The 22,415-nt window shown below is 60.8% G+C and carries 19 protein-coding genes and 2 riboswitches; of the genes, 4 read left to right on the plus strand and 15 right to left on the minus strand.

The window, feature by feature from the left end; translation table 11 throughout:
- Positions 1-73 precede the first annotated feature (73 nt).
- Positions 74-2,623 (plus strand): PAS domain-containing hybrid sensor histidine kinase/response regulator, encoded by a 2,550-nt coding sequence (locus V8J63_RS03870; RefSeq protein ID WP_336463610.1) that lies wholly within the window; start codon positions 74-76, stop codon positions 2,621-2,623.
- A 40-nt stretch (positions 2,624-2,663) separates the two neighbouring features.
- Complete coding sequence (locus V8J63_RS03875; RefSeq protein WP_007912322.1) at positions 2,664-2,939, plus strand: peptidylprolyl isomerase; 276 nt, start codon at positions 2,664-2,666, stop codon at positions 2,937-2,939.
- 116 nt (positions 2,940-3,055) lie between these two features.
- Here V8J63_RS03875 and V8J63_RS03880 read toward each other — a convergent pair whose 3' ends face one another.
- The 10 genes from V8J63_RS03880 to V8J63_RS03925 form a co-directional block, all read right to left on the minus strand.
- A complete protein-coding gene (locus V8J63_RS03880; protein WP_336463611.1) occupies positions 3,056-3,976 on the minus strand; it encodes a sugar kinase in 921 nt (306 codons plus the stop codon).
- 134 nt (positions 3,977-4,110) lie between these two features.
- Entirely contained in the window at positions 4,111-5,325 is a 1,215-nt protein-coding gene (locus V8J63_RS03885; protein WP_336463612.1) for an amino acid deaminase, read from the minus strand.
- A gap of 38 nt (positions 5,326-5,363) precedes the next feature.
- Positions 5,364-6,128: an IclR family transcriptional regulator gene (locus V8J63_RS03890; protein WP_130901692.1), complete on the minus strand. Its 765-nt coding sequence runs from the start codon at positions 6,126-6,128 to the stop codon at positions 5,364-5,366.
- Between the two features lie 158 nt (positions 6,129-6,286).
- A complete protein-coding gene (locus V8J63_RS03895; RefSeq protein WP_130926602.1) occupies positions 6,287-6,676 on the minus strand; it encodes a RidA family protein in 390 nt (129 codons plus the stop codon).
- 31 nt (positions 6,677-6,707) lie between these two features.
- Complete coding sequence (locus tag V8J63_RS03900; RefSeq protein WP_262138059.1) at positions 6,708-7,499, minus strand: amino acid ABC transporter ATP-binding protein; 792 nt, start codon at positions 7,497-7,499, stop codon at positions 6,708-6,710.
- Positions 7,496-8,158 (minus strand): amino acid ABC transporter permease, encoded by a 663-nt coding sequence (locus tag V8J63_RS03905; RefSeq protein ID WP_122507098.1) that lies wholly within the window; start codon positions 8,156-8,158, stop codon positions 7,496-7,498. The genes V8J63_RS03900 and V8J63_RS03905 overlap by 4 nt, the downstream gene beginning before the upstream one ends.
- A gap of 9 nt (positions 8,159-8,167) precedes the next feature.
- The gene (locus tag V8J63_RS03910; protein WP_024012746.1) at positions 8,168-8,830 is read right to left on the minus strand and encodes an amino acid ABC transporter permease; all 663 of its coding nucleotides are present in this window, start codon (positions 8,828-8,830) and stop codon (positions 8,168-8,170) included.
- 51 nt (positions 8,831-8,881) lie between these two features.
- Positions 8,882-9,730 (minus strand): transporter substrate-binding domain-containing protein, encoded by an 849-nt coding sequence (locus V8J63_RS03915; RefSeq protein ID WP_016774493.1) that lies wholly within the window; start codon positions 9,728-9,730, stop codon positions 8,882-8,884.
- A 281-nt stretch (positions 9,731-10,011) separates the two neighbouring features.
- Positions 10,012-10,293: a type II toxin-antitoxin system RelE family toxin gene (locus V8J63_RS03920; RefSeq protein ID WP_336463613.1), complete on the minus strand. Its 282-nt coding sequence runs from the start codon at positions 10,291-10,293 to the stop codon at positions 10,012-10,014.
- Positions 10,283-10,531 carry a type II toxin-antitoxin system Phd/YefM family antitoxin gene (locus V8J63_RS03925; RefSeq protein WP_039758605.1) on the minus strand — a complete coding sequence of 83 codons (249 nt, stop codon included), beginning with the start codon at positions 10,529-10,531 and terminating at the stop codon, positions 10,283-10,285. Before V8J63_RS03925 ends, V8J63_RS03920 begins: the two co-directional genes overlap by 11 nt.
- A 248-nt stretch (positions 10,532-10,779) precedes the next feature.
- Between V8J63_RS03925 and V8J63_RS03930 the strand changes: the two genes are divergently transcribed.
- Both V8J63_RS03930 and V8J63_RS03935 read left to right on the plus strand, forming a co-directional pair.
- Positions 10,780-11,211, plus strand: coding sequence for a thioredoxin family protein (locus V8J63_RS03930; protein ID WP_125926827.1), 432 nt, complete (start codon positions 10,780-10,782; stop codon positions 11,209-11,211).
- Positions 11,212-11,326: 115 nt separating this feature from the next.
- Complete coding sequence (locus tag V8J63_RS03935) at positions 11,327-12,403, plus strand: GGDEF domain-containing protein (RefSeq protein WP_125926828.1); 1,077 nt, start codon at positions 11,327-11,329, stop codon at positions 12,401-12,403.
- A gap of 35 nt (positions 12,404-12,438) precedes the next feature.
- On the opposite strand, the gene V8J63_RS03940 is transcribed toward V8J63_RS03935, so the two are convergent.
- From V8J63_RS03940 to cobW, 5 genes are all read right to left on the minus strand, one after another.
- Positions 12,439-13,998: a TerC family protein gene (locus V8J63_RS03940; RefSeq protein ID WP_130889008.1), complete on the minus strand. Its 1,560-nt coding sequence runs from the start codon at positions 13,996-13,998 to the stop codon at positions 12,439-12,441.
- 357 nt (positions 13,999-14,355) lie between these two features.
- Positions 14,356-15,048, minus strand: a complete 693-nt coding sequence (locus tag V8J63_RS03945; RefSeq protein WP_336463714.1) for a vWA domain-containing protein — start codon at positions 15,046-15,048, stop codon at positions 14,356-14,358.
- Positions 15,021-16,031 carry an ATP-binding protein gene (locus V8J63_RS03950; protein ID WP_110646494.1) on the minus strand — a complete coding sequence of 337 codons (1,011 nt, stop codon included), beginning with the start codon at positions 16,029-16,031 and terminating at the stop codon, positions 15,021-15,023. The genes V8J63_RS03945 and V8J63_RS03950 overlap by 28 nt, the downstream gene beginning before the upstream one ends.
- 224 nt (positions 16,032-16,255) lie before the next feature.
- Entirely contained in the window at positions 16,256-20,104 is a 3,849-nt protein-coding gene (gene cobN, locus V8J63_RS03955; RefSeq protein ID WP_197890166.1) for a cobaltochelatase subunit CobN, read from the minus strand.
- A 3-nt stretch (positions 20,105-20,107) separates the two neighbouring features.
- Positions 20,108-21,172, minus strand: a complete 1,065-nt coding sequence (gene cobW / locus V8J63_RS03960) for a cobalamin biosynthesis protein CobW (protein ID WP_042610347.1) — start codon at positions 21,170-21,172, stop codon at positions 20,108-20,110.
- Between the two features lie 99 nt (positions 21,173-21,271).
- A riboswitch (cobalamin riboswitch) is annotated at positions 21,272-21,483 on the minus strand.
- Between the two features lie 611 nt (positions 21,484-22,094).
- Positions 22,095-22,313: riboswitch (cobalamin riboswitch) on the plus strand.
- Positions 22,314-22,415 lie beyond the last annotated feature (102 nt).

The raw sequence follows: 22,415 nt of genomic DNA on the forward strand, positions 1-22,415 counted from the left end.
TTGGCCGACGCTTGGCGCGGCTCCTGCAACAATGATAGACCCCGTCTCACCGAACCACGCTCAGGATTGAAACATGAATGCTGTACCCGCCACCGATGACGCTCAGGCCCTGATTGCCCGCACCGACTGGAGCCGCAGCCCGCTGGGCGCCGCCGGCACCTGGCCGCAGAGCCTGCGCACGGCGGTGGACATCGTGATTCATTCGCCGATGCCGATGCTGCTGTTATGGGGTCCGCAACTCACGCAGATCTACAACAATGGCTTTGCCCTGCTCGCTGGCAGCAAGCATCCCGAAGCGTTCGGGCAGCCGACGCATGAGGTCTGGCCAGAGGTGCGGGATTTTGCCGAGCCGATTTACCAAGCGGTGCTGCAGGGTCAGGTGCGCAGCTTCAGCGAGCAGCGGTTCAGCGTGCAGCGGGACGGCAAAAAAACCGATTTCTGGCTGGATCTGACCTACAGCCCGATTCGCGATGAAACCGCACAGGTGGCCGGGATTCTGATCACTGCCATCGAAACCAACGAGCGCCGACGCATTGCCCTGGAATTGCAGCGTCGTTCCGAAGAAAGCCTCAAGGCCCAGCGCCAGTCCGAGGAGCGTCTGCAACTGGCCCTCGCCGCCACCGACGCCGTCGGCACCTGGGATTGGGACATTGGCGAAGACCGTTTCATCGCCGATGCGCACTTCGCCGAATTGCACGGCGTGGATCCGGCCAGGGCCGGGCAGTTGCCGATCAGCGAATACATGCACGGGGTGCACCCCGAAGACCGCGCCATGGTCGCGCGCGGCATCAAGTACTGCATCACCCATGGCACCGAGTACGCTGAGGAATATCGCCTGTTGCAGGCCGATGGCACGCTGCGCTGGGTGTTCGCGCGCGGGCGTTGCTACAAGGATCATCATGGGCGGCCGATGCGCTTTCTCGGCGCGGCGCTGGACCTGACCGAACGCAAACATACGGAACAGGCGCTGCGTCAGAGCCAGACCGAATTGCAGTTGATCATCAACGCCATGCCGATCCTGATCAGCTACGTCGACGCCGAAGAGCGTTTTCGCCTCAACAACGCAGCCTATCTCGACTGGTACGGCCTGACGCCGCAGGAGTTGTATGGGCGCACGATCCGCGAAGTCATCGGCGAAGAGGCGTATTTCCTGCGTGCGCCGTACATCGCCGAAGCACTGGCCGGGCGCTCCTGCTCCTTCAGTTTCTACACGCCGCACCGCGACGGCAGCACCCGTCATGCCCTCATGAATTATCTGCCGCGACATGGCGCAGACGGTGCAGTGAATGGCTTCTACATTTTTGTCATCGACGAAACCGAGCGCAAGAAAACCGAGGAAGCCCTGCGCAATCTCAACGAGACCCTCGAAGAGCGGGTCAGCGCGCGCACCGAGCAACTGGCTCAGGCCAACGAGCGTTTGCAGAACGAGATGTTCGAACGCGAGCGCGCCGAAGACGCTTTGCGCCACGCGCAGAAGATGGAAGCCGTCGGCCAGCTCACCGGCGGCATCGCCCACGACTTCAACAACATGCTCACCGGCATCATCGGCAGCCTCGACTTGATGCAGCGCTACATCGCCAACGGTCGCGCCGATGAGATTGGTCGCTTCACCGAGGCGGCCGTGTCGTCGGCCAACCGTGCGGCCGCGCTGACGCATCGCTTGCTGGCCTTCTCGCGGCGCCAGTCGCTGGACCGCAAGCAACTGCACGTCAATGAACTGGTGCATTCACTGGAAGACCTGATCCGCCGCACCAAGGGCGATGCCATCGAGCTGCAACTGCGCCTGCCCGAGGATTTGTGGCCGGTGAGTACCGACGTCAGCCAGCTGGAAAATGCCCTGCTCAATCTGGTGATCAATGCCCGCGATGCGATGCCCGAAGGCGGCACGTTGCTGATCCAGACCGCGAACGTGTATCTCGACAGCAGCGACACCACCATTCTCGAGCCGGTGAAGGCCGGGGAATACGTGATGCTCGCGGTCAGCGATAACGGCACCGGCATGACTCCGTCAATTCGCTCCAAAGCGTTCGACCCGTTTTTCACCACCAAACCGATCGGCCAAGGCACCGGGCTTGGGCTGTCGATGATTTACGGATTCGCCCAGCAGTCCGGCGGCCATGTCAGCCTCGACAGTGTGCCGGGGCAAGGCACTTGTGTACGTCTGTACTTGCCGCGTTTGCTTGAGCCGACGCCCGAATCCTCGTCTGTGGAGAAAGCTGAACCGATTGCCGCTTCATCTTCGGGCGAGACCGCGATTGTGGTCGAGGATGATCCGGCAGTGCGCATGCTGGTGCTCGATCTGCTCAAGGAACTGGGCTACACAACCTTCGAAGCGGAAAACGCCACGAACGCCCTGCCCGTGCTCGAGTCCGTGCAGCGCGTCGATCTGCTGGTTACTGATGTCGGGCTGCCGGGCATGAACGGTCGGCAGTTGGCGGAGATTGCTCGCCAACATCGTCCGGGGCTTAAAGTGCTGTTCATGACCGGTTACGCGCAGATTGCTGCCGAGCGTCAGGGCTTTCTTGAAGAGGGCATGGACATGGTCGCCAAGCCCTTTGTCCTTGAAGTGCTGGCGAGCAAGATTCGCAAGTTGAGCAACCCGACCCCGCGACTTGAGGCATAATCGCGCGCCCCGCTGTCACCCCGTTATCAGGTATTGCACGATGAAAGCCCAAGCCCGCCACATTCTGGTGAAAACCGCCGAAGAGGCCGAACAACTCAAACAGCGCATTGCCAAGGGCGAAGCGTTCGATGTGCTGGCGAAGAAATTTTCCACCTGCCCGTCCGGCAAACGCGGCGGCGACCTGGGCGAAGTGCGGCCGGGGCAGATGGTCGGCGCGATTGATGCGGTGATTTTCAAGAAACCGCTGCGCACCGTGCATGGGCCGATCAAAAGCAAGTTTGGTTATCACCTGGTGCAGGTGTTTTATCGGGATTGATCGGCTGGCTGCCGGGCTTCTTCGCGAGCAGGCTCGCTCCCCCATGTCGACCGCGTTTTCATTGTGGGAGCGAGCCTGCTCGCGAACCGATTGCGCAGCAAGCGGCCATTCTCTGATTACCTGGGGATCAGCGCTCCAGGCACCTGTATCACCCGACTGGCCAATTCATGTCCCGCTTGCGCCGCCTCTGCCGGACTGCCGCCGAGCAAGCGCCTGGCCAGATACGCCGCACTGAACGAATCCCCCGCCGCTGTGGTGTCGACGACCTTGTCGACCTTCTGCGCCGGCACTTCAAACGCGTCCCCCTGACAACGAATCAGACACGCCTCGGCGCCGCGCTTGAGCACCACTTCCGGTGTGCCGATCTGCGCGTACGTGGCAAACACCTCAGCGCAATCGGCAAACCCGAACAACGCCTGTTCGTCATCCACCGTCAGCAAAGCCAGATCGACATAAGGCAGGACGCTGCGATACGCCGCCCGCGCCTCTTCCACAGAAGCCCACAAGCGTGGACGGTAATTATTGTCAAACACGATGCGCGCATCGCGCTGCCGGGCTTCGCTCAACGTCTTGATCAGGCGGGCACGGCCTTGCATGCCAAGTACAGCGAGGGTGATCCCGCTGAAATACAGCACGTCGTAGTTCGGCAACGCCGCGAGGATCGGCTCGGCCGCAGGGGTGGTGAAGCAATCGCGTACTGCCGCTTCGTTGCGCCAGTACAGGAAACGCCGCTCGCCGTTGGCGTCGGTCTGGATGCAGTACAGACCGGGCAGCCGACCGGGCAAACGCTGCACCAGATCGAGGCCGATGCCTTCGCTGCGCCAGATCTGGCACATGGCGTCGCTGAAACTGTCATCGCCCAGCGCGGTGACGTAGTCGACTTGCGCCTTGTCGCCCAGCGCACGGGACAGGTACACCGCCGTGTTGAGGGTATCGCCACCGAAGCTTTGCTGCAGACTACCGTCGGCGCGTTGTTGCAGTTCGATCATGCATTCGCCAATCAGGGCGATGCGTGGGGTGTTGCTGAGGATTTTCATCGGGTGGGATCTCGGGTGGTTCAGTGGTGGCTAAGCGGGCGTCTTCGCGAGCAGGCTCGCTCCCACAATGGAACGCATTGATCTTGTGGGAGCGAGCCTGCTCGCGAATAGCCGCCGCAACGCAATCTCAAGCCTTAGAAACAAGTCTCCATGGTCTCGATGACCGCCATCTGCTCATCCACCAGCAACCCAACACGCCATTTGTCAAACGTCAGGCATGGATGCGAAGTACCAAAGGAAATGATGTCGCCGACCCGCAACTCGACACCCGGCGCTACGGTCATGAACGCATGCTGATCCATCACCGCGGTGACCTTGCACGCGCCGACATCATCCCCCGCCGCCGGCACCACGCCGGCCTTGTAGCGCAACAACGGCACCGGCAAACCGGCATCGAAGGCGACATCGCGCTTGCCCAGGGCGATCACCGCAAAACCCGGTTCCGGCAGCGACTGCACATGAGCCCAGACTTCCAGCGCCGGGCGCAGGCCTTCGTGCAGGTCGCTGCGACGGTCGAGCACGCAGCACTGCGCCTCTTTGTAGATGCCATGGTCGTGCGCGACATAACTGCCCGGGCGCAACACGCTGAGGAAGCGGCCAGCGGCGTTCTGGGTTTCGAAAGATTCGGCGATCAGGTCGTACCAGGCCGAACCCGACGCTGTGATGATCGGTCTGGCGATGGCAAAGGCGCCGCTGTCCTGTAGCTGCACCGCGAGACGAACCAGCGACGCGGCGAATTCGCGAATGCCACTGACCGCATGATCGCCATGAATTACGCCTTCGTAACCTTCAATACCGGTGAGGGCCAGTGCCGGTTGCGCATCGATGGCCTTGGCCAACTCGATGACTTCCTGCTCGCTGCGGCAACCGCAACGGCCGCCGACCACGCCGTATTCGATCATCACGTTGAGCTTGACCCCACGGGAAGCGAAGTAACTTCCGAGATCGGCGACGTTGTCCGGGTGGTCGACCATGCAATGGAAGTCGAACGTCGGATCGGCGAGCAGATCGGCAATCAACGCCATGTTCGGCGTACCAACCAACTGGTTGGCCATCAACACGCGACGCACGCCGTGGGCATAAGCCGCGCGGGTCTGGGTGGCGCTGGCGAGGGTGATTCCCCAGGCGCCGACGTCGAGCTGTAGTTTGAACAGTGCCGGGGTCATGCTGGTTTTGCCGTGGGGCGCCAGTTCGGCGCCGCTGTCGCTGACAAATTTCTGCATCCAGCGAATGTTGTGCTCCAGCGCCTCGCGGTGCAGCACCAGCGCCGGCAGGCTGACGTCGCGGGTCAATTGCGCGCCGATGACGGCGTCGCCTTTTTCTACGGCAGAGTTGATGGCAGTGGTCATGGTCCAATCCTCACAGACGCGGCCGCAGGCAGCCACGGTTATTCGTTGATCCGCCGGGCGAGGCTGTTGGCGCTCTCGATCAGCACCCGGCGATAGTCGTCGTAATTGTTTTTCGCATCGGCGCGCGGGGCGACGATGCACAACGTGCAAATGGCCACGCCCTGCCGGTCTTTGACCGGCGCGGCGAAGCAATGGGTGAAGGTGTCGGCGACGCTGTCGAAGGAGAAGAAGCCATCGCTGCCGGCCTGACGAATCTCCGCCAGAAAACGGTCCAGTGGCAGGCGTTCGCCGTCGGGCAGGATGTAGTCGTCTTCGTCGATCAGGTCGATGATCTGTTGATCGCTCAAGTGCGCGAGCAACAGACGCCCGGAAGCTGTCCATGGGATCGGCGCGTTTTCGCCAATATCGGAGGAAATGCGGAAATGCCGCTCGCCCTCTTTCATCAACGCCACGGTGTATTTGCGCCCGTTGAGCAGGCACATCTGCGCAGTTTCGCGGGTCTGGCTGACGATCTCCTGCAAGGCGTGATCGGCCTCGCGACTGAGGTCGAAATGGCGCAGATGCGCCTGACCAAGGAAGTACAACTGGCGGCCAAGGTAGACGTGGCCATCCTTGCCCACCGGCTCGAGAATCCGCCGTTCCAGCAAGGACGCGACCAGTTCGTAGACCGTCGACTTCGGACTGCCGATGCCATTGGCAATGTCGTTGGGGCGCAGGGGCTGGCCGATTTCCTTGAGAAAATCGAGGATATCGAACGCCCGGTCCAGACCGCGTGCCCGGCGCTTGATGGTGTCTTCGGTCATGTCAGTGGTTTCCATTCAAAGTCGCCGGGAGTTTACAGCCAATGATCGTTCCCATGCTCCGCGTGGGAATGCCTTACCGGACGCTCCGCGTCCACTTTTGGGACGCAGAGCGTCCCGGGCTGCATTCCCACGCAGAGCGTGGGAACGATCGGCGTGTATCAGGCCTTCTTCTTGTAGGCAATGCAGTCAATCTCAACCTTGCAATCAACCATCATGCTCGCCTGCACACAGGCCCGCGCCGGGGCGTGTTCGGGTTTGAAATACTCGGCGAAGACCTTGTTGAAACTGCTGAAATCACGTGGATCGTCCAGCCAGACGCCAGTGCGGACCACATCTTCAAGGCCATAACCAGCCTCTTCGAGAATGGCGATCAGGTTCTTCATGGTCTGGTGGGTCTGTTCGACAATGCCACCAACGATGATCTCGCCGTCCACCGCCGGAACCTGGCCGGACACATGCAGCCAGCCATCCGCTTCAACTGCGCGGGCGAATGGACGAGGCTGGCCGCCGGCGGCGGTGCTGCCGGTGCCGTAACGCGTAATGCTCATGGGTGTTTCTCCTGATTGCAAAAGTACAGATTCAAAACCGCGTGCTTTTGAGAAATTCCGCCAGACGCGGCGATTGCGGGCGTTCGAACAGTTCCTTGGGAGGCCCCTGCTCTTCGATTCGCCCTTGATTCATGAAAACGATCTTGTCCGAGACCTCGAAGGCGAAACGCATTTCGTGGGTCACCAGCAACATGGTCATGCCGTCCTCGGCCAGCCCTTTGATCACGTTGAGCACCTCACCGACCAGTTCCGGGTCGAGGGCCGAAGTGACCTCATCGAAGAGCATCAGGCTCGGGTTCATCGCAATCGCTCGGGCAATCGCCACGCGTTGTTGCTGGCCGCCGGACAACTGACCGGGAAAGTGATTGCGCCGCTCCAGCAGGCCAACGCGCTCCAGCCATTTTTCCGCGAGCACCACGGCTTCGTCCTTGTGCATCTTCTTCACTTTGAGCAGGCCCAAGGTGACGTTCTGCAACGCGGTCAGGTGCGGAAACAAGTTGAATTGCTGGAAGGCCATGCCGGTCATCGCACGATGCCGGGCAATGACCTTTTCCGGGTGACGCACGCGCTTACCGTTGACCTCGTCGTAGCCGATGGACTCGCCGTCGAGCAGGATCTGCCCGCCCTGGAATTCTTCGAGCATGTTCACGCAACGCAGCAGCGTGGTTTTGCCCGAACCGCTGGAGCCGATCAGCGTGACGACATTGCCGCGCTGCATGCTCAGGTCGACACCCTTGAGCACTTGCACCGCGCCGTACTGTTTGTGCAGGCCGCGAATGTCCAGCAATGCCTGATCCTGTGAAGCAACTTGAGCTTGAGTCATGGCAGGGCCACCCGCTTTTCAATGTGCCGGCCGAGTAATTCGATGCCGTAGTTGATGACGAAGAACAGAAAACCGGCGAACAGGTAGAACTCCAGGGTCATGAAGTTCCGGGCGATGATCTGTTGCGTGCTGAGCAGCAATTCGGCGACGCCGATCACCGAGAGCAAGGTCGAAGCCTTGACGATTTCGGTGGACGAGTTGACCCAGGTCGGCAAAATCTGCCGCAGCGCCTGAGGCAACAGCACGTAGCCGAGGGATTGGTAGAACGTCAGGCCGATGGCTTTCCCCGCCTCCATCTGCCCGCGCGGCAAGGCTTGCAGCGCACCACGGACAATCTCGGCGACGTGCGAGCCGCAGAACAGCGTCAGGCCCAGGGCTCCGGCCTGAAACGCGCTGATCTGCCAGCCGAGCGCCGGCGCCATATAAAAGCAGGCCAGCACCAATACAAACACCGGCGTGCCGCGAATCAGATCGACGTACAGCCGAAACGGCGCACGCATCCAGAATCTGCCGTAAGTCAGGACCAGGCCGGCAACCACGCCGAGCATGGTGCCCAGGACAATGGCCAGCGCCGAGACCTGCACGCTGGTCAGAAAGCCCTGCCACAACGGCTCGCGCGCGACCCACAATTCATGCAACCAACTGGGAGATTGGTACATCGCAGCCTCCTATCGGCGGATCGCCAGACGCTGCTCGAGGTAACGCAGCAGCATGGCAATGAGATAACAGGCCGCGACATACAACGCCGTGGTCACCAGCCAGGTTTCGATCACCCGGTAGCTCTCGACGTTGATCTTGCGCGCGTAATAGGTCAGCTCCGGTACCGCAATCGCAGCGGCAAGCGAGGTGTCCTTGAACAGCGAAATGAAGTTGTTCGACAGCGCCGGCAACACGTTGCGCAGCATCACCGGCACGGTGACGTAAGCCTTGACCTGCCATTCACCGAGACCGATTGCCAGCCCGGCTTCGCGCTGGCCTTTGGGAATGCTCAGCAAGCCGCCACGGAAGACTTCGGTCAGGTACGCGCCGGCATACAGCGACAGCGTGATGATGAACGAAGGAATCTTGTCCAGCCGAATGCCAAGGCTGGGCAGTGCAAAGTAGATCAACAGAATCAACACCAGGATCGGCGTGTTACGCACTACCGTGACGTACACCGAGGCCAACACCCGCAAGGCGCGATGTTTGGAGAGCAAGGCAAACGCCATCAGCAGGCCAATCACGCAGCCGATGGCGATCGACACCAGCGCCAGCTGCAAGCCCAGACCGAGCCCCGCCAGCAAGGTGTCGAAATCGCGCCACACGGCGGCAAAGTTCAACTGATAGTTCATGGTCAGCAGTACCTTGAGCGGGGCGATTTGACTCGCCCCACTCTCACGGGATCATTTGAATTCGACAGGGAAACCGATGGCTGGAGATGGCAGATCAACACCGAACCATTGTTTGAACGAAGCGGCGTAGGTCGGGAACTCAACTCCGGTCATGGCTTCATGCAGCGCGGTGTTGACGAAGTTCAGCCAGTCCTGATCGCCACGTTTGACGGCGCAAGCGTAAGTCTGCGGGCTCCAGGCGTAGCTCGGGCTGCGGTAGCGGCCAGGGTTCTGCACCATCAGGTATTTGACCGACGACTGATCGGTGGCGGCGGCATCGGCGCGACCGGAGTTCACGGCCTGGTACATCAAGTCGACGCTGTCGTACTGATCGACTTTGGCCTTGGGCAATGCCTGATGCACCAGTTCTTCGGCGTAGACGTTCTGCAGCACCGCAACGGTGACGTCATCGCCCGCCGCCTGCAGGTCTTCGATTTCCTTGTACTTGCTGTTGTTCGGCAACAGCAGGCCAACACCTTCGCGGTAGTACGGCAGGGTGAACGCGACTTGCTGGGCGCGGCTGGCGGTAACGGTGATGAACTGGCAGCTCATGTCGACCTTGTCGGTGAGCAGATTGGGAATCCGCGCATCGGACGACTGCACCACGAACTCGACTTTGCTCGGGTCGTTGAACAGCCCTTTGGCCACGATCCTGGCGATGTCGATATCAAAACCCTGCAACTTGCCGTCCGCGCCCTGAAAGTGCCACGGCGCATTGGTGCTGCCGGTGCCCACGATCAACTTGCCACGGGCGAGAACACTGTCGAGCTTGCTGTCGGCAGCCTGGGCCAGGCCCATGACCGAGGAAGAAGCTGCAAGAACAAAAACACACGCTTTGAACAACGAAGGACGGCGATGCATGGCAAGCACTCCAGAATTGTGTTTATTCCGCTATACCGGAACACGGTTTGTTACTACGGAATAGACAGCAGAAAGTGTGCCACAGGAATCAGGAGAAATCTGTAGTCGTATTGAATGCTTTGTTAATCAAGGAGATATGGACTTGCGGACCAATTGATCGGTCCGACCCAATACGCAGGAAGGTCCCTGCGATCACTAATGAAAGGGGTGATTCGTTCCCAACTTGGGTCAGATGGCGTCGTGATGGTGCGAATCAGGGTTACAGTTGAGCAATACCTGTGTCAGCGGTTGAGTGCCTGCCTGTACACATCACCACCCTGCCGTTTCCCAACCGCTATCACCGTAACGACCAGTACCTCGTCCCTGACCCGATAGACCAACCGATATCCAGCGCTTCGAAGCTTGATTTTATAGGCGTTACTCAATCCTTTCAGACGAGCCGCCGAAACGTGGGGATTTGCCAGCCTTTCAACAAGTTTATTTTTGAACTGCTCTCTGAGCTCCGACCCAAGCTTTCGCCACTCCTTCCAAGCCTTTTCAGAAAATTCCAGTTCATAGGTCATCAATGGATACCTTGATGGTCGGATCGTTTTCTCGCTCCTTGCAAAGGGCGATCAGTTCCAGATCCTCCAGGCGCTCCATCATTGCTTCATATTCCTTGGCAGGAACACAGTAGAAGGCCGGTTCGTTTCGATTAAGGATCGCCACAGACCGGCCTCCACCAGCTGCCACTGTACCCATAGGATTTTTTTTCAATTCGGAAATACTCGCTACGACGTGAGAAAGAACAATGTGCGTCATGAACTGTGCCTCTTGAAGAGCTCTGATTAGTGCTCAAAATAGCACTCCAAGTGATGCTCGGCGCAATGCATTGAGGTTATCACGCGGTTTCTTGTGAGGTTCCCGCATTGGTTGTCAGGTCTATCTGGCGTTCTTGTGCGATTAATCTCGTGGTTACGCACCCCACCTGTAATTTCTGACAGTAGACCGCGACACCCCTGCTCCTTTAACGTCAAGGTGCCTACCCGCTCGTTGAAAAGGACCCTTCGATGAACGCCACAAACACTACTTCCGCGCTGGACCCGGTTTACCGCAAAGCCCTGAAAACCTGGCGTCCGGTCATTCTGTATTTCGCCAATGAACACTGCCCCGCCTGCGAGTGGGCCGGGCCGATCTTTCGGCAGATTGCCGAGCCTTACCGACTGCGCGCCAACATCTATATGCTCAACACCAGCCAATCGCCCAAGCACCCAAACGTCACGGGCACGCCAACAGTGCTGTTCTATAAAAACGGCAGGCTGCTGAAAAAGCTCAAAGGTATCGGCACCGAGGAAACCCTGGCGAGGGATATGGCCCGGCATGTCGGCAGGACAAAGGCTCCCGCAACGCCACGCAAACCTCACCATGATCTGGCATGGCTGAGGCGAACACTCAAGTCATTGCGCACCGTCACTGGTTCGCGCCACCGGCTTCTGCGCTGAACCCGACCGGGATTGGACAACCCGCGGTCTGCCTGCTTTGCTGTTGAGCGAACACATTGCGCGCCGCCCGCCGGTTCGGGTGGTTGCCAGGATCGGCGCAGACAGCGGGATAAGCATGTTCGAAACCATTGAAGCGCAAGCGTTGAAGGAAACCGCGTCTAACGAGTTGAGGGAAGAGTTTCTCCAGCGCGAGTTCGAACGGCTCAAACCGTTCAGCCTGTTGATCTACGTGGTCAGTGTGTTCATGTGGCTGCTGTTTGATCTGATCGTCAGTTTTCTCGGCGGCCAAGGCTTCACGTGGCGCTCGATGGCGTTTCTCGCTGGTTTCGCGCTGTTGACGGTGGTGCTCGGTTTTACGCGCAGGGCTAGCCATTTCGATGTGCTCACCCTGTTGCTGGTCCTGGGATTGACCGTCGGTGTGCGAATGATCGTCGACGGCCTCGCGCCTGCTTCGCACAGCTTGTGGCTGGTGCTGGCAGCAGCGAGCATGTTGTACAGCGTGTCGGTACTGCCGCTGCGGCGCTGGGCGTTCTTTGCGGTACAAGTTGTGATCTGGGTGATCCTCAACCCGTTTCTTGCCACCACTACCGAAATCACTGAACTGCGCGGCGTCCTGACTGCCTGCTACAGCGTGTTTCTCTGCGCACTCACGGTGTACACCTTCTTGAAGTTTCGTGAGGCCAAGCTGAACAACTACCTGATGTCGCGGCTGCTGCTGGATCAGGCCTATAACGACCCGCTGACGCAGATTCCCAACCGACGCTCATTCATGACCCACGCAGGGCAACGGCTGCTGGCAAGCCCGCGCGAGCGCGATCATTACCTGATGATGATCGACATCGACAACTTCAAGAAGGTCAACGACACCTACGGGCATGACATTGGTGATGAGGTGCTCATTCGCGTCGCTGCCGATATCAAGACAGTGATGATTGCGTTTGACTACGCGCGTATGGGCGGTGAGGAGTTCGCGATCTATCTGGCGGGAGTGCGGCGCGAGGATGTTGAAAGCCTTGCCACGCAACTGTGCCAATCAGTGCGTGAACAGCCCACCCAGCACCCGGTCACCATCAGCATCGGCATTACCCGGGTGGCTGAGGGTGACTCGTTGAATCAGGCGCTGATCAAGGCGGATGCGGCGTTGTACGCATCAAAGCATACGGGCAAGGACCGCTTTACGTTTCATCAGTAACAAGCGCAGCGACCGCTGCGCCATTCCGCGAATGCTCAAGCCACCTCACGCTCCAGCAACACCCGCGTCACCCGCCGTTCTTCTACCGCTTTGACGGTCAGTTGCCAGCCCTCGTATTCCAGTCGATCACCGGTCATCGGCAACCGATCCAGCAGACTCATGACCAACCCGGCCATGGTCTGATAATCCTCGGTCGGCTCGGCATCGAAGCCGGTACGCTGGCGAACGCGAGCCAAGGGCAGCGCGCCGCTGACCAGAAACCCGCCGCGCTCTTCGACCACATCAGGGCCTTCGATTTCACTGGCATCGGGCAACTCACCGGCGATCGATTCGAGGATGTCAGTCATCGTCAATACACCGACGAAATCGCCAAACTCATTGACCACGAAGGCGATGTGCGTCGATGCCGCGCGCATCTGCTCCAGGGCATTGAGGATCGAATAACTGTCGAGCAGATTGACGGTCTTGCGTGCCAGATGCTCCAGGTTCGGCTCATTGCCGGCCAGATACTCCTTGAGCAATTCCTTCTTGTGTACGAAGCCAAGCGGCTCGTCCACCGCGCCATCGCGAATCAGCGGCAAGCGTGAATACGACGAATGCATCAACTTCGTGCGAATGGTTTCGGCGTCATCGGCAAGATCAATCAGGTCAACGTCGGCGCGCACCGTCATCAGGTTGCGAATCGGCCGCTCCGCCAGTTGCAGCACACCGCTGATCATCACCCGCTCACGACGGTCGAACAGCTCGGCCACCGGCGCTTCACCGTTGTCCAGCAGATCGGAGATTTCCTCACCAACCTCCTCCGCCGCCAGCTTGCGGCCACCGAGCAGACGCATCACCGCATGGGCTGTGCGCTCGCGCATCGGGCGCACGCCCTGCATCGAACGTTTGCGCCGAGCCCGGGCGATCTGGTTGAAGACTTCGATGAGGATCGAGAAACCGATGGCGGCGTACAGGTAACCTTTCGGGATATGGAAGCCCAGACCTTCTGCGGTCAGGGCAAAACCGATCATCATCAGGAAGCCCAGACACAGCATGATCACGGTCGGATGTGCGTTGACGAAGCGGGTCAGCGGCTTGCTGGCAACGATCATCAGGCCGATGGAAATGATCACGGCGATCATCATCACCGCCAGTTCATCGACCATGCCCACGGCGGTAATCACCGCGTCGAGGGAGAACACCGCGTCGAGCACCACAATCTGCGCCACGATTGGCCAGAACAGCGCGTAGGCTGTGTTGGTCGAGCGCTCGCCGACATGGCCTTCGAGCCGCTCATGCAACTCCATCGTCGCCTTGAACAACAGGAACACGCCACCGAACAGCATGATCAGATCACGACCGGAGAAGCTCTTGTCGAACACCTCGAACAACGGCTGCGTGAGCGTAACCAGCCAGGAAATGCTCGCCAACAGGCCCAGGCGCATGATCAACGCCAGCGACAGGCCGATGATCCGCGCGCGATCACGCTGATGCGGCGGCAGTTTGTCGGCAAGAATTGCGATGAACACCAGGTTGTCGATACCCAGTACCAGTTCCAGCACGATCAGAGTCAACAGGCCTAACCAGGCTGTGGGATCCGCTAACCATTCCATAAAACGTCTCGATCTCTCTTCAGTGAATTCAGGCGGCCGGACACGGCGAAGTGCAACGCAAAGGCTCAAGAGCCGCGTTATCAACCATAGTCGGGAGTCGGAAGACGGGGTGCTGCGAAAGGATCAAGACCGCGCGAAGGCGTGCTGGAGAGTGCTGACTGGGAGGCTCCGAGAGGGTGTTCATGTAGATCCTGAATGAAAAATGGCCTTCGAGCGTACAGCGTCGACCGACCTGCTCCACAGCGGTAAATCATTTCAAAATCTGTATGAATGACCTTGATCGCAGACTTTCAGCGTTGCTGAAGCAGCCTTCGCGAGCAGGCTCGCTCCCACAGGGTGCGAGCGGTGCGGCGGATTTCAGCGCAAATCCAGCTCATCGATATGCTGATACTGCGCTTGCAGCGCGGTCGCCAGATCCTTCGCCCGGCCCAGTCGAATCGGCCCGCGCTCGATGTCGATCAGCAATCCCGGACACGCCAGCACTGGCAACGCCGACAGTTCTTTCACGCGACCATCGGTCACGATCAGGCAGCGTTGCTGTTCGGCAGAAAAGCGCTTGCGTCGCAGCGTCAGCCATTGCTGCGCCTGCTCCAGTGCCGCGAGCAACGGCGTGCCGCCACCGGCGCCCAGACCGTCGAGCCAGGCGCTCAGGCCGCTTGAGGCCTTCAAGCCTTGCACTTGCCATTTCGGCGCAGAACCACTGGCGGTCAGCAACGCCAGCCGCGCTCGCTGGTGGTAAGCATCGTCGAACAACTGCGCGAGCAGGCCCTTGGCATCGCTCAAGGCCTGATGGCGACGGGTCGAGGCCGACGCGTCGACGATCACCAGCCAGATTTCATGGGGCGCGCGGGTGCGCTGTTGAAACAGCAGATCGGCGCGGCGCTGGGGGCGGCCATTGAGCAGCGTGCCCGGCCAGTTCACCGATCCGCTGCCGGCCCCATGCCGCTGGCCCTGGCGGCCATTGTCGAGTTGTCCGGCACGGGGCTTGGCATTCGCCCCCGCGTCGGACCGGGGGCGAATGCCTAGGGCTTTTTTGCCAGGGGCGGCCAGCTCGGAACTTCGCGGCGGGCACCGGTGGCTTGCGCCGTCGCCGGCATCTCGCCCCACTGGCCCTGCCCTTCACCGGATTTGCTGTCTGCGCCTGACGGAGATTGCGCTTGTGGCTCTGCGCCAGCCAAGGGCTGCTCGCGACGGCGATGGCGCAGGGCAAATTCGGCCACCGCATCGATGTCCTCTTCAGCAATCGCATCCGCCCCACGCCACGCGGCATGGGCGCGGGCCGCGCGCAACCAGACCAGATCGGCACGCAAGCCATCGACGCCAGCAGCGAAACAACGCTCGGTAATCAACGCCAATGCCGCGTCATCCAGCGGAATGGCTGCCAAGCGCTCGCGGGCGCTTTCACAGCGCGAACGCAGGATGTGTTGCTCGCTCGCCCACTGCGCGCAGAACCCTTGTGGATCGCTGTCGAAATCCAGCCGCCGGCGAATGATCTGTCCGCGTTCGGCGGGCGCGGTGTGGCCGCTCAGGGCAACGTTCAAGCCGAAGCGGTCAAGCAGTTGCGGCCGCAGCTCGCCCTCTTCCGGGTTCATGGTGCCGATCAGGACGAATTTGGCCGAATGCCGATGGGAAATGCCGTCACGCTCGATCAGATTGGTACCGCTGGCGGCGACATCGAGCAGCAGGTCGACCAAGTGATCGGGCAGCAGATTGACCTCATCGACATAGAGCACGCCACCGTCAGCCTTGGCCAGAACACCGGGCGAAAACTGCGCGCGACCGTCGCTCAGGGCAGCATCGAGGTCGAGGGTGCCGACTAGCCGCTCTTCGGTAGCGCCCAACGGCAAAGTGACAAACTGGCCGCTGGCGAGCAGATCCGCCAGGCCCCGCGCCAGCGTCGACTTGGCCATGCCGCGCGGACCTTCGATGAGTACGCCGCCGATTTTCGGGTCGATGGCGGTCAGGCACAGGGCGAGCTTCAGGTCATCGGCGCCGACCACGGCGGAGAGTGGGAAATGCGGGGTGTCGGTCATTTGGGTTTTCCCTTTCGTGGTCTTTGGTGTGCTTGAGTTTTAGTGGCGTGTCAGTTGGGTGGCCCTCACCCTAACCCTCTCCCAGAGGGAGAGGGAACTGATCTGGGTGTTCTTGCAAGTTGCGCCGACCTGAATTATCGAGTTGAACTCAGGCCTCAAAACCAACACAAATCGGCTCCCTCTCCCTCCGGGAGAGGGCTGGGGTGAGGGTAGCTTTTTAGCGGCTACATATCTTCCTCGATATCCAACAGCAAATTCTCCAGCGCCTCTTTATAAGCCCCAGGCTCCTGCCACATCCCGCGCTGCTGCGCTTCGAGCATGCGTTCGGTCATGTCGCGCAGAGCATGCGGATTATGTTCACGAACAAAATCCCGGGTCGCCGGATCAAGCAAATATGCCTCCGCCAGCAGCGCGTACTGATGGTCATCGATCAACTGCGTAGTCGCATCGAAGGCGAACAGATTATCAACCGTCGCCGCCAGTTCGAACGCGCCTTTGTAGCCGTGACGCTTGATTCCGTCGATCCACTTCGGATTCGCCGCGCGCGAGCGCACCACGCGGTTCAACTCTTCCTTCAGGGTACGAATCTTCGGCAGATCCGGCTGGCTGTGATCGCCGTGATAACTGGCCGCCGCTTCGCCGCGCAGCGTCTCCACCGCCGCGAGCATGCCGCCCTGGAACTGGTAGTAATCGTTGGAATCGAGCAAGTCATGCTCGCGGTTGTCCTGGTTCTGCAGAACTGCCTGTACCTGGCTCAGACGCTGGCTGAACTGCTCGCGGGCAGCCGTGCCCTCGTCGGCGCCGCCGTAAGCGTAGGCGCCCCAGTTCAGGTAGACCTCGGCGAGGTCTTCGCGGGTCTGCCACAAACGCCCGTCGATGGCGCCTTGCACCCCGGCGCCATACGCCCCCGGTTTCGCGCCGAAGATGCGCCACTCGGCCTGACGCCGCGCGGTGTCTTCATCGACGCCCGACTGCAACAGCGCCTCGCGTTCGGCACGCACTTTAGCGGCCAGCGGATTCAGGTCGTCCGGCTCGTCCAGCGCGGCCACCGCTTGCACGGCGGCGTCGAACAGGCGGATGAGGTTGGCAAACGCATCACGGAAAAACCCCGAAACCCGCAGCGTCACGTCGACTCTTGGACGATCGAGCAGACTCAGCGGCAGAATCTCGAAATCATCCACGCGCTGACTGCCCGTGGCCCAGACCGGACGCACGCCCATCAACGCCATGGCCTGAGCGATGTCGTCGCCGCCGGTGCGCATGGTTGCGGTGCCCCACACGGACAAGCCGAGTTGGCGCAAGTGATCGCCGTGGTCCTGCAGATGCCGTTCGAGGATAAGCGTCGCCGACTGGAATCCGATGCGCCACGCGGTGGTGGTCGGCAGATTGCGCACGTCCACCGAATAGAAATTACGACCGGTGGGCAGCACGTCGAGACGGCCACGGCTGGGTGCGCCGCTGGGGCCGGCGGGGACGAAACGACCGCTGAGGGCGTCAAGCAGACCGCGCATTTCGGCCGGGCCGCAAGCATCGAGGCGCGGGGCGACGACTACGCGCAGATGCTCGAGTATCGAATCTACCTCAGCCCACCCCGGCCCTTTTGGGAGCGAGCCTGTTCGCGAAGGCGTCGGGTCAGACAACTGATATTTTACTGACACACCGCTTTCGCGAGCAGGCTCGCTTCCACAGGGGACATTCAGTGCTTGGGAGATCAGGTCTGCAGCGAAGAGTTCGAGGCGTTCGCGGGTGTCGCCGGCGGTGCGCCAGACTTCTTCGCTGATGGCCTGCAACTCGGTCGGACGCGGGCCGCTCCAGGCATCGGCCAACGCGCAATCCAGCGGATCAAAACCAAGATCAAACGCTTTGGCCAGTGCTCGCAGCAGACTCGACTGCGCGCCCTTGCCGTCACCGCGCGGGATGCGCAGCAACGCCAGCAAGGTGTCGATACGCAAGCGGCCGCTCGGCGATTCGCCAAAAATGTGCAACCCATCGCGAATCTGCGATTCCTTCAAATCGCACAGATAAGTGTCGAGACGCGGCAACCAGATCGCCGCATCGGCGTCGCTGTCCAGCGCTGCGTCCAGTTGCAGTTCGCGGTCGATCTGCGTGTCACGCACCAATTGCAGAATGTCGCGTTGCAACTCACGGGCGCGGCGCGGATCGAGCAGTTGCGCCTCGTAATACTCGTCGGCCAGCAGCTCCAGATTGCGCAGCGGCCCGTAGGTTTCGGCGCGGGTCAGCGGTGGCATCAAGTGGTCGATGATCACCGCCTGCGTGCGCCGTTTGGCCTGAGCGCCCTCGCCCGGATCGTTGACGATAAACGGATAGATATTCGGCAGCGGCCCTAGCAGCGCGTCCGGCCAGCAATTCTCCGAAAGGCCGACGCCTTTGCCCGGCAACCATTCGAGATTGCCATGCTTGCCGACGTGGATCACGCCGTGGGCCCCGTAGGTGTTGCGCAACCAGAAATAGAACGCCAGATAGCCGTGCGGCGGGACCAGATCCGGGTCGTGATACACCGCGCTCGGATCGACCTGATAACCCCGGGCCGGCTGGATGCCGACAAAGGTCAGACCGAAACGCAGACCGGCGATCATCAGGCGACCGTCGCGGCACATCGGATCGTTTTGCGGCGCCCCCCAACGCTCCATCACCGCCGCGCGATTCGCCTCCGGCAACGCGTTGAACATCGCCAGGTAATCATCCATCGCCAGGCTCTGCTGGCACGGGCGCAGGTCGAGACTATCGAGGTCGTTGCTGACACCGCCGAGCAGTTGCTGGATCAGTTCGGTGCCGCTCTCGGGCAACTCGGCCGTGATCGGATAACCCTCTTCGCGCAACGCGCACAGGATGTTCAGCGCCGCCGCTGGCGTATCGAGGCCGACACCGTTGCCGATGCGGCCGTCGCGGGTCGGATAGTTGGCGAGGATCAGCGCGATGCGTTTTTTGCCATTGGCCACGCGCGCCAGATCAACCCAGCGCCGCGCCAGTTCGGCGACGAAATCCATGCGTTCGGGCTGGGCGCGATAGCAGACCACATCGGACTGACTGCGCTCGCTGCGCCAGGCCAGATCCTTGAAGCTGATCGGTCGGCTGATGATGCGCCCGTCAAGCTCCGGCAAAGCAATGTGCATCGCCAGATCACGCGGCCCGAGGCCCTGTTCGCTGTCGCGCCAGCCGGGTTCGTTGTCCTGAGCGCAGATGGCTTGAATCACTGGGATGTTGCGGCGAAACGGCCGCAGATGCGGCGCTTCGGGGCTGGACTGGGCAAAACCGGTGGTATTGAGAATCACCCCCGCCTCGACTTCATCCAGCCAGTCCTCGACCACAGACAAGCAACCGGGTTCTTTCAGACTGGCCACCGCGATCGGCAGCGGATTGAGCCCGGCTGCCCGCAAACGCTGACAGAACACATCAATGAACGCCGTGTTCGCCGCCTGCAAATGCGAGCGATAAAACAACAGCGCCGCCACCGGTTGACCGGGTAGCCATTCGGCTTGCCAGTCGCTCAGGGCAGCGCTGTTTTTCTGTGGGTGATAAATCGCCGTGCGCGGCAGGGTTTGCGGCTCGCTCCACGGGTAATCGCGGGCAAACCATTGGTTGCCCAGGCAACGGAAGAAATCCAGTGCATTGCCCATGCCGCCCTGACGCAGAAATTGCCAGAGTCGATCGCGTACTTCGGCGCTGACCGTGCTCAAGTCGCTGAGCTCGGGGTCCGGACGGTCATCGCCGGGCACCAGAATCAGTTGCACGCCGCGTTCCGACAACTCGACCAGCCGCTCGACGCCATAGCGCCAATAGGCGATGCCGCCGTGCAGCGAGATCAGAATGACCTTGGCGTGGCGCAGCACTTCGTCGACATACAGATCGACCGAGGCATGATTCTGCACCTGCATCGGGTTGGCCAGACGCAGGCTCGGGTAGTCATCGGGCAATTGCTGCGCAGCCTCGGCGAGCAGCGCCAGGCTGGAATCGCCGCTGCACAGGATCACCAGCTCGGCGGGGGTTTGTCCGAGATCGGCAATGTTGTCGTCCGAGACGAATCCGCCGGGCTGGGTCCTGAGCAGGTGCATGGTTTAAACGCTGAGCGCAGCGCGCAATTGCGCTTCGAGTTGTGCGGCATCGAGTTCCTGACCGATCAGCACCAGACGCGTGACGCGCGCTTCTTCGGCGCCCCACTGACGGTCGAAATGCTTGTCGAAACGCGTGCCCACACCCTGGATCAACAGGCGCATCGGCTTGTTCGGAATCGCCGCGAAGCCTTTCACGCGCAGAATGCCGTGTTGCACCACGAGTTGCGTCAGCGCGTCGAGCAGCAGGCTTTCATCGGCTTGCGGCAGTTCGATTGAGATCGAATCGAACGCGTCGTGATCGTGATCGTCGTCATCACCGTCATGGTGGTGATCGTGGTGACTGTGGCGGCTGTCGATGTGCTCCTCGGAGCCGGCACCGAGGCCGATCAGCACGTCGAGCGGCAGGCGGCCATTGCTGGCTTCGATGATTTTTACCGCTGGCGGCAGCTCTTCGGCGACTTCAGCGCGCACCCGTGCGAGATCTTCCGGGCTGGTCTGGTCGGCCTTGTTGAGGATGACCAGGTCAGCACTGGCCAGTTGATCGGCGAACAATTCGTGCAGCGGCGACTCGTGATCAAGGTTCGGATCGAGTTTGCGCTGGGCATCGACCTGATCCGGGAACGCTGCGAAGGTGCCAGCAGCGACGGCCGGGCTGTCGACCACGGTGATCACCGCGTCAACGGTGCAGGCGCTACGGATTTCCGGCCACTGGAAGGCCTGCACCAGCGGTTTTGGCAGGGCCAGGCCCGAGGTTTCAATAAGGATGTGGTCGAGATCGCCGCGACGGGCAACCAGTTCGCGCATTACCGGGAAGAATTCTTCCTGCACCGTGCAGCACAGGCAGCCGTTGGCTAGTTCGTAAACACGGCCGCTGGCCTCTTCTTCGGTGCAGCCGATGGTGCATTGCTTGAGGATTTCACCGTCGATGCCCAGCTCGCCAAACTCGTTGACGATCACCGCGATGCGCCGGCCCTGAGCGTTGTCGAGCATGTGCCGCAGCAGCGTGGTTTTGCCCGAACCGAGGAAACCGGTGACGATGGTGACGGGGAGTTTGGCCAGTGTTTTCATCGGTATGCCCTTTGGCAAGCGGCGGGCATACGGGACGAGAACCGGCAGCGCGCATGCACGCCGGAAGCATTCGCCACCGGATCACCCCGCCCGGTTGTAGTGAGAATCTGTGACGAGGCAGGTCTCCTGGCTGACGGCGTTCAGGCGCGAGACCTGGCGTCCATTGCGCCTTCCCGCTGGCTCATCGGTTGAGCTGGCAGTGGCGTGGCAACGAACATCACCGTTCACAGTTGCGGGGGCAGCCGCGGCTTTGACCGCGTTCCCTTCTTAGCTTCGGCGAGTGCCGAAGAACCTCGAAAGCGCAAGGCTACGCATGGGTCCGTCGTGGGTCAATGGTCGGTGAGTCTGAAACTGGGGGTATATCCGTTGCTGCGGTAACGGCTTCCTATGGTTTCGCTCTTACAGCGAGTCCCTTTTTCAAACGCCGGAGTGCCGGCACAGCAAAAAGAAACCAAAAGGCTTTGCCCCGGCGCACGGCCCGCTCGCTGGGGCTCGGGGTACCTTCGTTACGGGACCGATCCGGGCGCAGCCTGCTGAAGGGGCAAAAGATCAAAGCCAAAGCAAAAGCCAGATCTAGAGCCCCTCACCCTAGCCCTCTCCCCGAGGGAGAGGGGACTGACCGAGGTGTTTAGGCGAAATACGCCGACTTGCGTTACCGAGTCGAATGCAGATTTTGAACACCACACAAATCGGCTCCCTCTCCCTCGGGAGAGGGCTGGGGTGAGGGGCAGCAACAACACAAATTAAAAGCCGAACACCCACGCTTTTCACCACTCAATAAGCCGAGTGTCAGCTCGCCTGCTCTTGATCTTGATCTTGATCCACCGGCGACGGATATACACACAAAAAACATCAGAAAAACACCCCCAGCGCAGCACCGAAAACTCCCCGGAAATTGACTAAAAACCCAAACCCATGTTCTCCTGCCCACCTTGTTACGGGTGCCCTTCACAGGGTGAAACGGGAAACCGGTGAATCATGTGCTTTACTCAAGGCCATGTCAGTCCGGTGCTGCCCCCGCAACGGTAAGCGAGCGAAGCGTCAGATCCACTGTGCCCCGGCATGGGAAGGTGATGCTTGCAGGTCGGCCTCGTGCCAACCCCTCGCGAGCCCGGAGACCGGCCCGCAACACCCAGCGCGCGCAAGCGCCGCTGACCACAAACAAACCCGCGGTGGGCGGGCGCTGTTCGAAATCCCTGCGTGCCCGGCTCGCAGGGATTTTCATGCGCTCTGTTTACCCGCT

The organism is Pseudomonas sp. CCNWLW23 (assembly GCF_037095675.1).
GTDB lineage: Bacteria > Pseudomonadota > Gammaproteobacteria > Pseudomonadales > Pseudomonadaceae > Aquipseudomonas > Aquipseudomonas atacamensis.